Origin of the sequence: Pseudomonas sp. IT-232MI5, assembly GCF_949767845.1 — a bacterium.
In the GTDB taxonomy this organism is placed as follows: domain Bacteria; phylum Pseudomonadota; class Gammaproteobacteria; order Pseudomonadales; family Pseudomonadaceae; genus Aquipseudomonas.
On the sequence record NZ_CATKQE010000022.1, the window covers coordinates 571,732 to 586,290 of the forward strand.

The window sequence follows — 14,559 nt, forward strand, 5'->3', positions numbered from 1 at the left end:
CTCTCAAGAAATCAGTTTTTCCAGATCATCGAGGGATAGACGTTTGAGGGCCTCCAGGGATTTAGCCAATTCATCCTGAACGGGCGACATTTCGACGCGCAAGGCCTCGATTCGCGCACAGAACGCCTTGAGGGTGTCGGTTTCGAACAGCTCTTTGAGCGGCACCTTGTCGCCCAGACGCTCCTTGATCCGGGTCACTACCAGCGTCGCCAGCAACGAGTGCCCGCCGAGCTGGAAGAAGTTGTCCGCGAGGCCCACTTGCTCAACCTCCAGCACTTCCTGCCAGATCGTCGCCACTTCCCACTGCAAATCGCTTTGCGGCGGTTGGTAATGCTGCTGCGCCGGGCCGTCGCCCAAGGCTATCAGTGCCTTGCGATCGAGCTTGCCGTTGGGGGTCAGCGGGATGGCGTCGATCAGGTGCACGTGGCCCGGCACCATGTGCGCTGGCAAGCGACTGGCCAGTGCACTGCGCAAGCGTTCCAGCCACACCGTTTGATCGACCACTGCCTGCGCCACCACGTAGGCGTGCAGGTGTTTACCGGCGGCACCGTCTTGCGCGAGCACCACAGCTTCGCGGATCTCGTCCTGCTCCAGCAGCCGCGCTTCGATTTCGCTGAGCTCGATACGGAAGCCGCGAATCTTCACCTGATGGTCGGCCCGGCCGATGTACTCGATGTTGTCATCGCTGCCCTGGCGTACCAGATCGCCGGTGCGATACAGGCGCTCGCCGTTGCTGGCGTACGGATTCGGCACAAAGCGCTCGGCGGTCAGTGCCGCGCGCATCAGATAACCCCGGGTGACACCGGCACCGCCCAGGTACAACTCGGCAGGCACGCCACTCGGCAGTACTTGCAACTGGCTGTCGAGCAGATAGGCCACGGTGTTCGGCAACGGTCGGCCGATGTTCGCCTGCCCCTGGGGTGTGCGCAGGGTGAAGGTCGAATAGGTGGTGTCCTCCGACGGCCCGTAGAGGTCGTAGACCTGCTGCACCGACGTGCTCGCGTACAGCGTGTCGACCAGGCTTTGCTTGAGCGGTTCGCCGGCCAGATTGATGGTCGCCACCGAATGCGGAATCTGCCCGGCCCGTTGCAGCGCGGCAATCGCCGACGGCACCGTGTTGATCAGCGTGACCTGTTCGCGGGCCGGCAAATCGGCCAGCGCCAGCGCATTGTCCGCCAGCACCAGGCAACCACCGCAGGCCAGGGTGACAAAGATTTCCCAGACCGACAGGTCGAAGCAGATCGACGTCGAGGCCAGCACACCGCGCAGTTGTTCTTCGTGATAGACCCCGGCCGACCATTGAATCAACGCCGACAGGTTGCCATGGGTGATGGCCACGCCTTTCGGTTTGCCGGTGGAGCCGGAGGTGTAGATGACGTACGCCAGATTCTGTGCAGTGACATTCACCAGCGGTGCCGTTGTCGGGAACGCGCTCAACGCGCCCTCTTCCACCAACAGCACCTGCGCGCTCAACGTCTCAGGCAACAGCGCCAGTGCGGCCGGCTCGGTGATCAGCACGGCGGCGCGGCTGTCGTCGAGCATGTGCAACAAGCGTTCCTGTGGATAGTCCGGATCCAGCGGCACATAGGCGCCACCCGCCTTGAGGATCGCCAACAGCGCCACGAGCATGTCCGGCGTGCGGCGCATGCACACCCCGACCCGCACCTCCGACCCGACGCCCAGTGTTTGTAGCTGGTGCGCCAGGCGATTGGCCCGGGTATCGAGGCTCTGATAATCGATCCGTTGCTCGGCGAACAGCACCGCATGTGCTTGTGGCTGACGCTGCACCTGCGCAGCGAGATGTTCCAGCACTGTGCGCGCGTCCGTTGCCGTAACGTCGGCCTTGCCCCAAGCGATGGCCTGTTGACGCTGTGGTTCGGCGAGCAATTGCAGCGCACCCAACGGCTGAGAGGCATCGGCGAGGAACTGCGTCAGCAGGCTCTGCAGTTGCGCGCTCAAACCGCTGATTGCGGCCGCATCGAAACTGGCCCGGTCGTAACTGATCCCCAGGCTCAGTTCACGCCCGGTCACCGCCACCAGCGTCAACGGGTAGTTGGTCTGTTCCTGACGACGAATCGCCGAGAACGTCAGCCCCGTGGCCGGGCCCTGTTGCAGCGCTTCGGCCATCGGGTAGTTTTCGAACACCAGAATGCTGTCGAACAACGCACCGTTACCCGCACCGGCCCAACGCTGAATGTCGTAGAGCGGCGTGTGTTCGTGCTCGCGCAGGGCCAGATTGACGTCTTGCACCTGTTGCAGCCACTGGCCGACGACGATCTCGGCGGACGGCGCCGCGACCACCGGCAAGGTGTTGATGAACAGACCGATCTGCTGCTCGACGCCCGGCAAATCCGTCGGACGCCCGGCGACGGTGGCGCCGAATGCCACATGGTCCTGCCCGGTATAACGCTGCAACAGCACCAGCCACGCCGCTTGCACCAAGGTGTTGAGGGTGACTTTCTGCTCGCGGGCGAAGCGGTTCAAGTCCGCCGTCAAGGTTTCGCTGAATACATGCTCGTGATCGGCGTACCCGCGGGCCGCGTGCTGGCCGATGGACAAGGCACCGGCCAGACGCGTCGGCTCATCAAGATCAGCGAGGGCCGTCGTCCAGAAATCACGACTGGCCTGCTGATCACGCTGACCCAGCCATTCGATGTAATCGCGATAACGCCCCTGCCCGACCGCCGGGGTCAGGCCGGCATAACGCTGCAGCACTTCGCCGAACAACTGCGAGGTGCTCCAGCCGTCCATGAGGATGTGGTGGCAGGTGTAGATCAGGTGATGCGTAGCCTCACCCGTGCGCACCAGCGTCACCCGCAACAGCGGCGCGCCGGTCAGGTCGAAACCGCTGGCCAAGTCCTCGCTGGCCAGTTGCTCCAGCGCCGCACCGATGTCAGCACGACCGCGCCAGTCCTGCATGCGCCATGGCATCTGAGCACTCTGACGAACCACTTGCACCGCTGCGGCGGCATCCTGTGGCCAGACGAATGCCGTGCGCAGGATCTCGTGGGCATCAACGGTTTGCTGCCACGCTAGACGGAAACGCTCGGCGTCGAGGCGTTGCACATCCACGCGCAACTGGTTGGTGTACGCCGGGCTGTCCGGATCGTTGACGCTGTGGAACAGAATGCCCTGCTGCATCGGCGACAACGGATAGAGGTCGACGATGTCGCGGGCCGGGATCGGCAGCGCCGACAGCTGTGCCTGGGTCAGCGTTGCCAGACTGAAGTCCGACGGCGTCACAGCCGCCTCGCCACTGTCGCAGCAATGCTCGATCAAACGCTCAAGCTCACGACGATAGGCCTCGGCCAGCGCCTCGACCGTTTCTGTGCGATACATGCCGGTGCCGAAGGTCCAGGTCAATTCCAGCTCACCGCCATAGACCTGACCATCAACGCTCAGCCAGTTACCCAACGGTGCAGCCGCGTCCTGATTGGCGCCGGTGCTTTCACCACTCGGCACGAACAGCGCGCCGGCGTCGGCGTTGAACGCGCCGTCGAACTGGCCGAGGTAGTTGAAGGTCACGCGCGGCTGCGGCAATCCCTGCAACTCGGCGGACTGGCTCAGGTAACGCAACACACCAAATCCGATGCCTTTGCCCGGCACCGCACGCAATTGCTCCTTGATCGCGCAGAGGGACGCACCCGGCGTAGCCTCGGGTGTCAGGCGCACCGGGAACAAGCTGCTGAACCAGCCCACGGTGCGGCTCAGGTCGATGTCGTCGAACAGGTCCTCACGGCCATGACCTTCGAGCTGAATCAGTACCGAAGGCTGTTCGCTCCAGTCACACAACACCCGCGCCAGGGCCGCCAGCAGCAGGTCGTTGATCTGCGTGCGATACGCCGCTGGCGCCACTTTCAGCAGTTTGTGGGTCAGTGTCTGGCTCAGGCGCGAGCTGGCGCGGCCCGCCTGTTCGCGGGTCTGGGTGTCCTGGGGGAAATCGCGTGGCAGTTGCGCGTCGCTCGCCTCCAGGGTTTGCCGCCAGTAACCACTTTCAGCGGCCAGCGCTGCGCTCTGCCCGTAACGATGCAGATGTTCGGCCCAACTGTGCAGCGAGCTGCTTTTGCCCGGCAAGACCAGCGGCGTGCCCGCCGCCAGCGCAGTGTAAGCGTGCTGCAGATCTTCCAGCAGAATGCGCCACGACACGCCATCCACCACCAAGTGATGAATAACCAGCAACAGGCGTTGCTCAGCATTCGGCAGGTTCACCAGCACCGCCCGCACCAAACGCCCTTGTTGCAGATCGAGACTGCGCTGGGCGTCGTCGGCGAGTGCCGGCAAAGCGTCCACGCTGGCAAGTTCGCGCACCCACAACAGCTCCGGATCACGTTGGGTCTGCGGCATTGCCTGCCACACGTCGCCGGACGCCTGGAAATTCAGCGTCAATGCTTCGTGCTGTTCGATCAGCGCCGCCAGCGCTGTGCGCAGAGGCGCGGCGTCGAGCGGTGTGGTCGGCTGCAGCATCACCGACTGGTTCCAGTGCTGACGCTGGGCAATCGCGGTTGCGAAGAACCGTGCCTGAATCGGCAGCAATGGCAACGGTCCGCGAGCGGCCGGTACCGCAGCCGTGACGGGTTTGGCTTCGATCAGCTTGGCCACAGCGGCCAGTTGGCCGATGGTCTGTTTTTCGAACAGTTGCTTGGGGCTCAGCTTGATGCCCTGGCGTTTGGCGCGAGCGATGATTTGCAGGCTGAGGATCGAGTCGCCGCCCAGTTCGAAGAAGTTGTCGGTGCTGCCCACGCGCTCCAGTTTGAGCACGTCGGCCCAGATCGCCGCGAGTTTTTCTTCGATTTCACCCACTGGTGCGACGAAGTGTTGAGTGACCACGCCCGGCACCGGCAAGGCACGTTTGTCGAGCTTACCGTTGGCCGTCAGCGGCAATGTTTCCAGTAACACAATCTGTGTGGGAACCATGTAGTCCGGCAGGCACGCCTGCAATTGCTCGCGCAGCGCCTGCGCCTGCAAGGTCAGCCCCGCCGTTGGTACACACCACGCAACCAGTTGCAGACGCGTCGGGTCGTCATCCAGTGCCAGCGCCAGCACCGCCGCTTCGCTGACGCCGTCCAGGCCCAGCAACACCCGCGCGACTTCCGCCGGCTCCACGCGATAACCGCGCACCTTGACCTGATCGTCGGCGCGGCCGATGAATTCCACCGTTTGCTGACGATTGCGGCGTACTCGGTCGCCGCTGCGATACACCCGCGCACCCGGCGCGCCGAACGGATCCGGCAGGAAGCGCTCGGCGGTCAGCCCTGGCTGATTCAGGTAGCCCAGCGCGACGCTGTCACCACCGATATACAACTCGCCGGCCACCTGATCGGCAACGTTGTTCAGCACATCGTCGAGCACGTAAACGTGAGCGCCGGCCAGTGCGCTACCGACCGGTACGCTGCGCGTCAGGGTCAGATCACCGACTTCATGGGCCAGTACGCCCACCGTGGTTTCGCTCGGCCCGTAGTGGTTGATGATGCGGCAGCCCGGTTTGAGCTCGCGCACGCGCTCGACCAGCGCTGGCGAGCATGCTTCACCGCCGACGATCAGCGCGTGTTCCGGTAGCACGTCGGCAGCCCGCGTGGCCTGCAGCAACGCGGCCAGATGGCCCGGGACGATTTTCAGCATGCCCACTTGATGCCTGGCCATGTACTCGGCAAACCGGTCCGGATCGAAGCCCAATTCTTCCGGCAAGACATGCAGCAGTCGTCCCGAACACAGCGCACCGAACAGCACGGTAAAACCAAGGTCGGCGGCGATGGTCGAGACCAGCGCCATGCTGGCGTCCGCTGTCGGCGCCAGTCGCTCAAGCACACCGCGCACATAACTGCCCAGCGCGCCATGGCTGACCAGTACGCCTTTCGGTTGCCCGGTGGAACCGGAGGTGTGAATCACATACGCCGGTGATTGCGCGCACAGCGTCACGGCGGGGCAAGTGTCCGGCATGGACTGCCACTGCTGCGCTGCAAAGGCGATGCCCTGACAACCATCGACCGCCAGCGCGGACACGCGTGCATCGCCGTCGGCGCACAACAGCAGCCGTGCTTTCGCAGCGCCGAGCATCTGCTGCAAACGTGCGTCCGGCGCTTTGACGTCCAGCGGCATGTACACCGCACCCGCCTTGAAGATCGCCAGCACCGAAGTCAGCCAGTCCAGCGAACGCTCCATCAGCACCGCCACCGGCTGCCCATCGCGCACGCCTTGGGCGCGCAAATGATGGGCCAGCCGATTGGCCGCCTGATCCAGCACCTGATAACTCAAAGCCTGATTCAGGTCGCGCGCGGCCAGCGCTTCAGGCTGGCGGGCGACCTCACGATCCCAGTGCTGCAACACCGACAACGCCGGTTCGGCGGGTGCCGGGAGCGGCGCTGGCGAGATCTGCCCAACACTGTGCAACGGCGCTTGCGGCGCTTTCAGCAATTCGCTGAACAGACCGAGCAAGGCCGGCACAAAAGCTTCGACGGTTTCCGCCCGATAGAGGTCGCTGGCATAGGTCATCTGGCCGTGAATCAGCGTGCCGTCATCGGTAATGTCCAGCGCCAGATCGAAGTGAGTGCCATCCTTGTCCAGCGGATACTCAGCCACGCTCAGCCCGGGCAGGGCCATCGAACGCTGCTTCTGCATACCGACGTTCTGGTTGAACTTGGCCTGGAACAGCGGGTTGTGGCCCAAGGTGCGTTCTGCCACCAACTCGTCCACCAGTTGCTCGAACGGCAACTCTTGATGCGCCTGCGCACCGAACGAGGCTTCACGCACTCGCGCCAGCAAATCCTCGAAACTGCCGCGTTCATCCACCTCGCATCGCAGCACCTGAGTGTTGACGAAAAAGCCGATCAGCCCTTCGACTTCAGCACGGCCACGGTTGGCATTCGGCACGCCGACGCGAATGTCACGCTGCCCGGCCTGCCGCGACAGGAACAACGAGAACCCGGCCAGCACCAGCATGAACAGACTGATGCCCTGGCTACGGGCAAAGGCGTTGAGTTGCAGGGACAGCGGCGCACCAAAATCAAAACTCAGGGTCTGGCCCTCGAAGCTTTGCGTCAGTGGCCGGGCAAAGTCCGGCGCGACTTCCAGCAGCGGGTGTTCTTCACCCAGTTGCTGACGCCAGTAATCGAGTTGCCGTTCGCCCTCGCCGGCCTCCAGCCAGCGGCGTTGCCAGATCGCGTAGTCAGCGTATTGCAGCGCCAGCGCTGGCAATTGCGGTTCGCGTTCGAGGCTGAACGCCTGATAGCACTGGACGAATTCCTTGACCATCACGTCCATCGACCAGCCGTCAGAGACGATGTGGTGCATGCTCACCACCAGCACGAACTCTTCGTTGGCCAGCGCAAACAGACTGGCGCGCAGCAGCGGCCCGTGGCGCAAATCGAATGGCCGTGCGGTGACGCTCTGCACCTGTTGCGCCAACGCCTGCTCGCGCTCTGACGGCGGCAGCCCGGTCAGGTCAATGCGTTCCACGGCCAGGGGTTGCTGATCAAGGATGACCTGGTGTGGCTGATCACCGTCAGTCTGGAACACCGTGCGCAGGACCTCATGGCGCGCCACCAGGTGATCGAAGGAGCGCTGCAGCGCCGCTTCGTCCAGACGCCCGTTCAGGCGCAGGCCGGCGGCCATGTTGTAGGCGGCGCTTTGCGGTTCGAGTTGCCAGAGAAACAGCAGACGCTGCTGAGCGAACGACAACGGAATCGGCGCGACATCGTGCCGACTGACCGGCAGCGGCAACAGGCTGAAGTCCTTGCCGTCCTCGCGCAGCTTGGCCAGAAACAGCCGACGCTGTTCCAGCGGCAAGCCGACGAACCTCTTCGCGATACGTTCCGCCATGGTGCCGCTCATACTTCTTCTCCTTGCAAAGCATTCATGAACTGATCCATATCGGACCAGTCGTCGTTCGTTGCACTGTCAGCCAGTTGCGCCAGCACCCCCGCCAGTTCACCCAGCAGCGGTTTCTCGAACAGGCGGCGCAGCGGCAACACCACGCCCAATTGAGTTTTGATGCGCGCGATCACCTGCGCGGCCAGCAGCGAATGGCCGCCCAATTCAAAGAAGTGATCATCCAGACCGACCCGTGCCACTTGCAGGACCTCTGCCCAGATTTGCGCCAGTTGTTGTTCGGTATCGGTTTGCGGCGGGCGATAGTCGCCTTGCAGTTGACTCGGATCCGGTGCCGGCAAGGCCTTGCGATCGAGTTTGCCGCTCGGTGTCAGCGGCAGGTTCGCCAGCAACAGCAGATGGCCCGGCACCATGTAATCCGGCAGATTGGCTTGCAGCGCCGCGCGGATTTGCTGACGGAACGCCGTTTGCGTCGCCGCGCTTTGCAGCACCGCCGGATCGCTGACCACGTAGGCCACCAGTTGCAAACCACCGCTTAGCGGAACTGCCAGCACCACCGCCTCGCGGATGCCGGGGCATTGCTGCAGGCGCGATTCGATTTCGCCCAGTTCGATGCGGAAACCGCGAATCTTCACTTGATGATCGACCCGGCCGATGTACTCCACCGCGCCGTCAGGTCGCAGTCGCGCGCGGTCGCCGGTGCGGTACAGGCGCTGGCCGTCGGCGAACGGGTCGGCGATAAAGCGCTCGGCGCTGAGGGTCGGCTGGCGGTGATAACCCCGCGCCAGGCCAGGCCCGCCGATGTACAACTCGCCCACCGCGCCTTGAGGCAGCAGGTTCAAATCATCGTCGAGCACGTACAGGCGGCGTGCGTCGAGACCGTGGCCGATCGGGATGCCGCGCCACGACACGGCGTCGGCCGTCAGCGCGGTGCAGTCGTGAATGGTCGAAACCACCGTGGCTTCGGTCGGCCCGTAGGTGTTGAGCAAGCGCACATGGCCCAAACCGGCCTGTTGCCACAGGCGCAAACCGTCTACCGCCATCGCCTCGCCGCCGACGTGAATCTGCCGCAGCGCAGCGAAACCGGCCGGTGGATTAGCGGCGTATTCCTGCACCAGCCAATACCAATAAGCGGCCGGCAGATCAGCCAGGGTGATGCCATGTTCGACAATGACCTGATGCAACGCCGCGCTGTCCCACAACCGCGCATCACGCAGGACGACTGCGGCACCGTGACACAGCGGCGGGAAAAACTGCTCGACGAAGCCGTCGAAGCTGCTGGTGGCGAACTGCAAAACGCGATCGCCTTCGCGCAAGTCGCTGTAATCGATGGCGCGGGCGATGAACTCGCTCAACGCGCCATGACTGACCGCGACGCCTTTCGGGCGGCCGGTCGAGCCTGAGGTGTAGATCACGTAGGCGAGGTTTTGCGCGGCGACCGTCACAGGCAGATTGTCGGCAGGATCACTGTCGGCCAACTGCTCCAGACACAGGCAATCGACGTCATCCAGATCCGGCAGGCTGGCGAGGCTTTCGCGATCGGTCAGCAGCAGTTTCAGGCCACTGTCATCGAGCACGTGGCGCAAACGTTCGGCCGGTGTCTGCGGATCCAGCGGCACGTAAGCGCCGCCAGACTTGAGCACCGCCAGCAATGCCACTGCCAGCTCCAGCGAGCGCCCCAGCGCCACGCCGACCAGCACGTCAGGGCCGACACCGCGAGTGCGCAACTGATGGGCCAGACGATTGCTGCGGGTGTTCAACTCGGCATAGCTGAGTGGCGGCGACGGCTCGGTCGCGAGAATCACCGCCGCTGCCTGCGGCGTGCGCGCCACCTGCGCTTCGAACAGGGTCTGCACACTGGCGAAAACCGGTTCTGCCTCGGTGACTTGAATCAGTTGTGCACGTTCAGTCTCCGCCAGCAATTCGACTTCGCCGACGATTTGCTGCGGATCACGGCACACGGACGCGAGGATGTTGCGCCAATGCCCGGCCATCGCAGCGATGGTTGCGGCATCAAAAATATCGGTGGCGTAGGTGAAGGCCGCGAACAACTGCTCGCCCTCCTCGCGGGTGTCGAGCATCAGGTCGCTGGTGGCGGCATGTTGGCGACCGCTGCCGGCCAATTGCTCCTCAGTCAAATAGCCCACCTGCAAACCGGACTCGAGTTGCACGTGCTGCAAGTCGGTCACCAGCGGCTGGTGGTTGAACATCACCTGGAACAGCGGGTTGTGGCTTTGGCTGCGCGCCGGTTGCAAGGCTTCGATCAAGGCGTCGAACGGCAGATCCTGATGAACCTGCGCGCCGAGTGCGGCCTGACGCAGGTTCTGCAACAGATCGGCAAAACGTGTTTGCGCGGTGACTTCGCTGCGCAGGATCTGCGTGTTGACGAAGAAGCCGATCAGCCCTTCGGTTTCGCTGCGGGTGCGGTTGGCGATCAGCCCGCCAACGCGAATATCGGTCTGGCCGCTGTAGCGATGCAGCAACGTTTTGAACGCGGCCAGCAACACCACAAACAGTGTCACGCCCTGACGCTGGGCAAGGCTTTTCAGCTCCTGACGCAGCGCTGCGTCGATCACCGTTTCCAGACGCGCGCCCTGATGACTGGATTGCGCCGGATAGGCACGATCGGTCGGCAGCTCCAGCACCGGATGCTCGTCGCCCAATTGCGTGCGCCAGTAATCCAGCTGACGCTCGCGCTCACCGGCCTCCAGCCAACTGCGCTGCCACAACGCGTAATCGCGGTAATGCACGGTGAGCGCCGGCAACGACGGCTCGCGCCCCGCCACCCGTGCGTCATAGATGCGCATGAACTCATCGATGAGAATGTTCATCGACCAGCCATCGGCGATGATGTGGTGCAAGGTCAGCAGCAACACATGCTCCTGCTCGGCCAGGCGCAATAACCGCAGGCTGAGCAGCGGGCCGTTCTCGAGATCGAAGGCTTGACCGGCCTCAGCCATCATGTGCTGTTGCGCCAGCGGCCAGCGCTGGGCTTCGGGCACCGCACTGAGATCGCTGATCGCCAGTTTCAACGGCTGCGGTTCAGCGACGCGCTGAACCGCGCGCTCACCATCCTGACCGAAGGTGGTGCGCAAGCACTCGTGCCGCGCCGCCAACTGACTGAACGCCTGCTCCAGCGCCTGCGCTTGCAAGTCTCCCGTAAGACGTACCGCCATTGGCAAGTTGTAAGCAGCGCTGTGCGGGTCCAGTTGCCAGAGAAACCACATCCGCTGCTGGGCATACGAAAGTCCGTCTCGCTCGGCGATCCCGTCACAGGCAGTCATGGGCAGCTGCGCAAAATCGATGCCCTCACGGGCCATACCGGCGAGGAACAAACGGCGTTTGTCCTGTGGCAGTTCGATAAAACGACGGGCTAGTTTCTGGGCGTCTGCGGCATTCATGCATGGGGTCCTTGCTGATCGGCGGCGTGACCAGGAGACCCGGTCGTATCAACAAGAACGAATGACAAACGCGATGATTTAGCGCGCTGGCGCAACAGCGGCCCGACGGTAGACACACAAATGCCGAAGCCGGTACGAGACCGGCTTCGGCAGCTTTACCAACAGACGTGGGAATTGCTCAGAGCGGACCCTGTGAATGCCCTTCAGCCATGGCGACAATCACTTTACGCGGACCTTCGAACGGCGAACGCGCGTGCGCCGAGAGCATGTTGTCGAGCATCAGCACATCGCCCTCCTGCCAGGGAAAGCTGATCGCGCACTCATCGAGCACCGCGCGAATCTGCGCCAGCACCTCGTCTTCAATCGCCGAGCCGTCACCGTAGTAAACGTTACGCGGCAAGTCTTCTTCGTCGACAATGTCCAGCAGGCTTTCACGCACTTCCGCTTGCAGGTTGGAAATGTGAAACAGGTGCGCCTGATTGAACCAGACGTTGTCACCGGTCACCGGATGGACCGCCACCGCCTGACAGGTCTGGCGGGTGCGCAGTTCACCGTCATCCTTCCATTCGCAGACAATGCCGTGGGCCTTGCAGTAGGCCTCGACGACCTCGCGATCTTCGGTGTTGAACACGTCTTCCCAAGCCACATCCAACCCGTTGCCGAAGTTGCGCACATACATCAGCCCTTTGCTGACGAAGCGCTCGCGAATCGCCGCGGGAATACGCCGATAGACTTCACGGCTGTCGGCAATCGGCGTCTCGCCACCGGACTTTGCCGCGATCATGCTGTAGAACCAGATTTTCATCGGCCAGTCGCGGGAGTAGGCCTGCTCGTTGTGCAGCGGAATGCTCTGGTGCGCCGGGTATTCGGTCGAGGTGTACACGCCCTGCGTCACGTTGGTGCGCGGCGTCGAGCCGAATTCATAGTTCAACAGCGGATGGCCAAAACTCGCCGCGAACTGCCGGAACTGTTCGGCACCGTTCAGACGGAAACCGCGAAACAGTACCCCGCCGTCGCGCAGCAGATGCTCGTCCACCAGTTCTTTCAATTCATCGAACACTGCCAGCAAGTCAGTGTCCGCATCGGTCGCTTCCACCAACAACGGCAAGCGCCCCCGTTGCGGCAGCAGTGGCCGAACGGAAAATCCCACAGCAACAGCCATGACTGGCCTCCTGTAATCACTCGATAGGTGAACCACGCTAAAAGGCCGGCGCCGCTGCCTGGGCATGACGGCGGTGATGGACTTCCAGATGGGTCTTGATCGTGCGAATGACCCGGGCTTCGTGCTCATGAATGAAGAAGTGCCCACCGGTCATCATGTCCACGGAAAAACTGCCCAGGGTTTCCTTGCTCCAGCCGATCAGTTGCTCGGTGGTCGCGCGGTCTTCCTTGCCGCCCAGCACGTGCACCGGACAATTGAGCAAGGGCCGCTGCGCCGGTGTGAAACGCCCGCACATCATGAAGTCGGCGCGCAGCACCGGCAGGGTCAGGCTCATCAGCTCTTTGTTGGCCAGCACTTCTTCACTGGTGCCCTGAAAAGTGCGCAGTTGATCGATCAATTCCTCATCGCTGCGCGCTTCGGCAAAGCCGCGATCATAGTCACTGCGCAGGGTCGGCGCGGCCGTGCCGGAAGCGAACAGCGCCACCGGCTCCGGCGCACCGAGCTCGCGAAAAGCATGTGCCAGCTCGCACGCCAGCAGCGCACCGAGGCTATGCCCGAACAGCGCGTAAGGCGTTTGCAAGCCGGGCTTGTGCTCGCGGGCCAATTGCCGGGCAAGCGCACGCATGTCGATTTGCAGGGGTTCGTCGAATCGGGCACCGCGCCCGGGCAATTCCACCGGTTGCAGGTGCAACCACGACGGCAGTTGGCGCCGCCAGCGGCTGTAGACCATGGCGCTGGCGCCCGAATAGGGCAGGCACAGCAGTGTCAGCTTTGTCACCGCGTTTACCTCAATAGGGTTATCTGTAAAAGAGAACGGATGAGGTGACGCGGGAATTAGTCGGCTGGCCGATCACTTCAGATGACGGAAACTCTGCACCGCCGACGCGAGGACTACTGCCCCGGCAGCAATCGCCAACCAAAAGCCGCTGCGTGCGCCGAAAGCATCGACCAGCGCGCCCGAACCAGCGGCGCCAATGGCAACGCCGATACTCAAACCAGTCACCAGCCAGGTCAGCCCTTCGGTGAGCTTGGCCGGCGGCACGATGCGTTCGACCAGTGCCATCGCGACAATCAAGGTTGGCGCGAAGAACAGGCCGGCAATGAATACTGCCAGCGCGAGGCCGATAATATTGCTCGCCAGCAACAGTGGCAGCGTCGTCACGGCCGTCGCCAACCCGCCATACAGAAACAATTGCGGCAACGGCAGTTTCGAGCGCATCGCCCCAAACGCAATCCCGGCCAGACACGAACCGATGGCATACACCGACAGCACAATGCTCGCCGCCGCCGGTTGCCCCTGTTGCTGAGCGAACGCGACGCTGACGACATCGACCACACCGACGATCACGCCCATGGCGATCATTAACGCCAGCAACAGCTGAATGTCCGTCGAACCAATGATTGAGCCGTGGTGCTCGAGGGCGTGCGGATGCACCGGCGGCTCGGTGCTGCGCTGGGCGACAAACGCCGTCACGCCGATCGCCAGCGCCAACAGCGCCGCCAGCGGCCCGGCCTCGGGGAACACCGCCACGCACAAGCCCACCGACAGCGGCGGACCGACAATAAAGCAGACTTCATCGAGTACCGACTCCAGCGCGTACGCCGTCTGCAGTTGTGGCTGGCCGCGATAGATTTCCGTCCAGCGCGCCCGCACCATCGCCGACATGCTCGGCATGCACCCGGCCAGCGCGGCGAAGACGAACAGCGTCCAGGTCGGTGCCTGCAAACGCGTGCACAGCAGCAACATCAACAGCGCCCCGCCGCCGATCAATGCCGATACCGGCAGAATCCGCCCCTGACCGAAGCGATCAACCAGCCGCGAAACCTGTGGCGCACAGAACGCCGTTGCCAGCGCGAACGTCGCCGCCACCGCGCCGGCCAACGCATACCCGCCCTTCAACTGCGAGAGCATGGTGATCACGCCGATACCGGTCATGGAGATCGGCATGCGCGCGATCATTCCGGCCAGCACAAAATTGCGTGCACCGGGGGCGTTGAACAATTCGCGGTAGGGGTTTGCCATGGGTTGCAGCCTCGTCAAGGGCCGCCAAGTTGCCATAGGGTCGCGAGGCGTGGAAGCGAGGAATTGTTGGTGGAATGTGAAGGCCTTGCAGATCAAAAGATCGCAGCGTGGCGCCCCACCACAAGGAGATCGCAATCCAAGTGGGAGCA

At 63.2% G+C, this 14,559-nt stretch carries 5 protein-coding genes; all 5 read right to left on the reverse strand.

What is annotated here, in order from left to right; genetic code table 11:
* Positions 1-3: 3 nt before the first annotated feature.
* The gene (locus tag ACM6JQ_RS15940) at positions 4-7,827 is read right to left on the reverse strand and encodes an amino acid adenylation domain-containing protein (RefSeq protein WP_414894164.1); all 7,824 of its coding nucleotides are present in this window, start codon (positions 7,825-7,827) and stop codon (positions 4-6) included.
* Positions 7,824-11,225: an amino acid adenylation domain-containing protein gene (locus tag ACM6JQ_RS15945; RefSeq protein ID WP_414894165.1), complete on the reverse strand. Its 3,402-nt coding sequence runs from the start codon at positions 11,223-11,225 to the stop codon at positions 7,824-7,826. The genes ACM6JQ_RS15940 and ACM6JQ_RS15945 overlap by 4 nt, the downstream gene beginning before the upstream one ends.
* 178 nt (positions 11,226-11,403) lie before the next feature.
* Positions 11,404-12,387: a TauD/TfdA family dioxygenase gene (locus ACM6JQ_RS15950; protein WP_095111786.1), complete on the reverse strand. Its 984-nt coding sequence runs from the start codon at positions 12,385-12,387 to the stop codon at positions 11,404-11,406.
* 37 nt (positions 12,388-12,424) lie between these two features.
* Positions 12,425-13,165: a thioesterase II family protein gene (locus ACM6JQ_RS15955; protein ID WP_007917127.1), complete on the reverse strand. Its 741-nt coding sequence runs from the start codon at positions 13,163-13,165 to the stop codon at positions 12,425-12,427.
* A gap of 72 nt (positions 13,166-13,237) precedes the next feature.
* Positions 13,238-14,410, reverse strand: a complete 1,173-nt coding sequence (locus ACM6JQ_RS15960) for an MFS transporter (RefSeq protein WP_414894166.1) — start codon at positions 14,408-14,410, stop codon at positions 13,238-13,240.
* Positions 14,411-14,559: the final 149 nt, after the last annotated feature.

What these genes read in the sequence shown, in the direction of transcription:
- ACM6JQ_RS15940 (WP_414894164.1), bottom strand. Translation starts at nt 7,827, where the DNA reads ATGAGCGGCACCATGGCGGAACGTATCGCGAAGAGGTTCGTCGGCTTG.
- ACM6JQ_RS15945 (WP_414894165.1), bottom strand. Translation starts at nt 11,225, where the DNA reads ATGAATGCCGCAGACGCCCAGAAACTAGCCCGTCGTTTTATCGAACTG.
- ACM6JQ_RS15950 (WP_095111786.1), bottom strand. Translation starts at nt 12,387, where the DNA reads ATGGCTGTTGCTGTGGGATTTTCCGTTCGGCCACTGCTGCCGCAACGG.
- ACM6JQ_RS15960 (WP_414894166.1), bottom strand. Translation starts at nt 14,410, where the DNA reads ATGGCAAACCCCTACCGCGAATTGTTCAACGCCCCCGGTGCACGCAAT.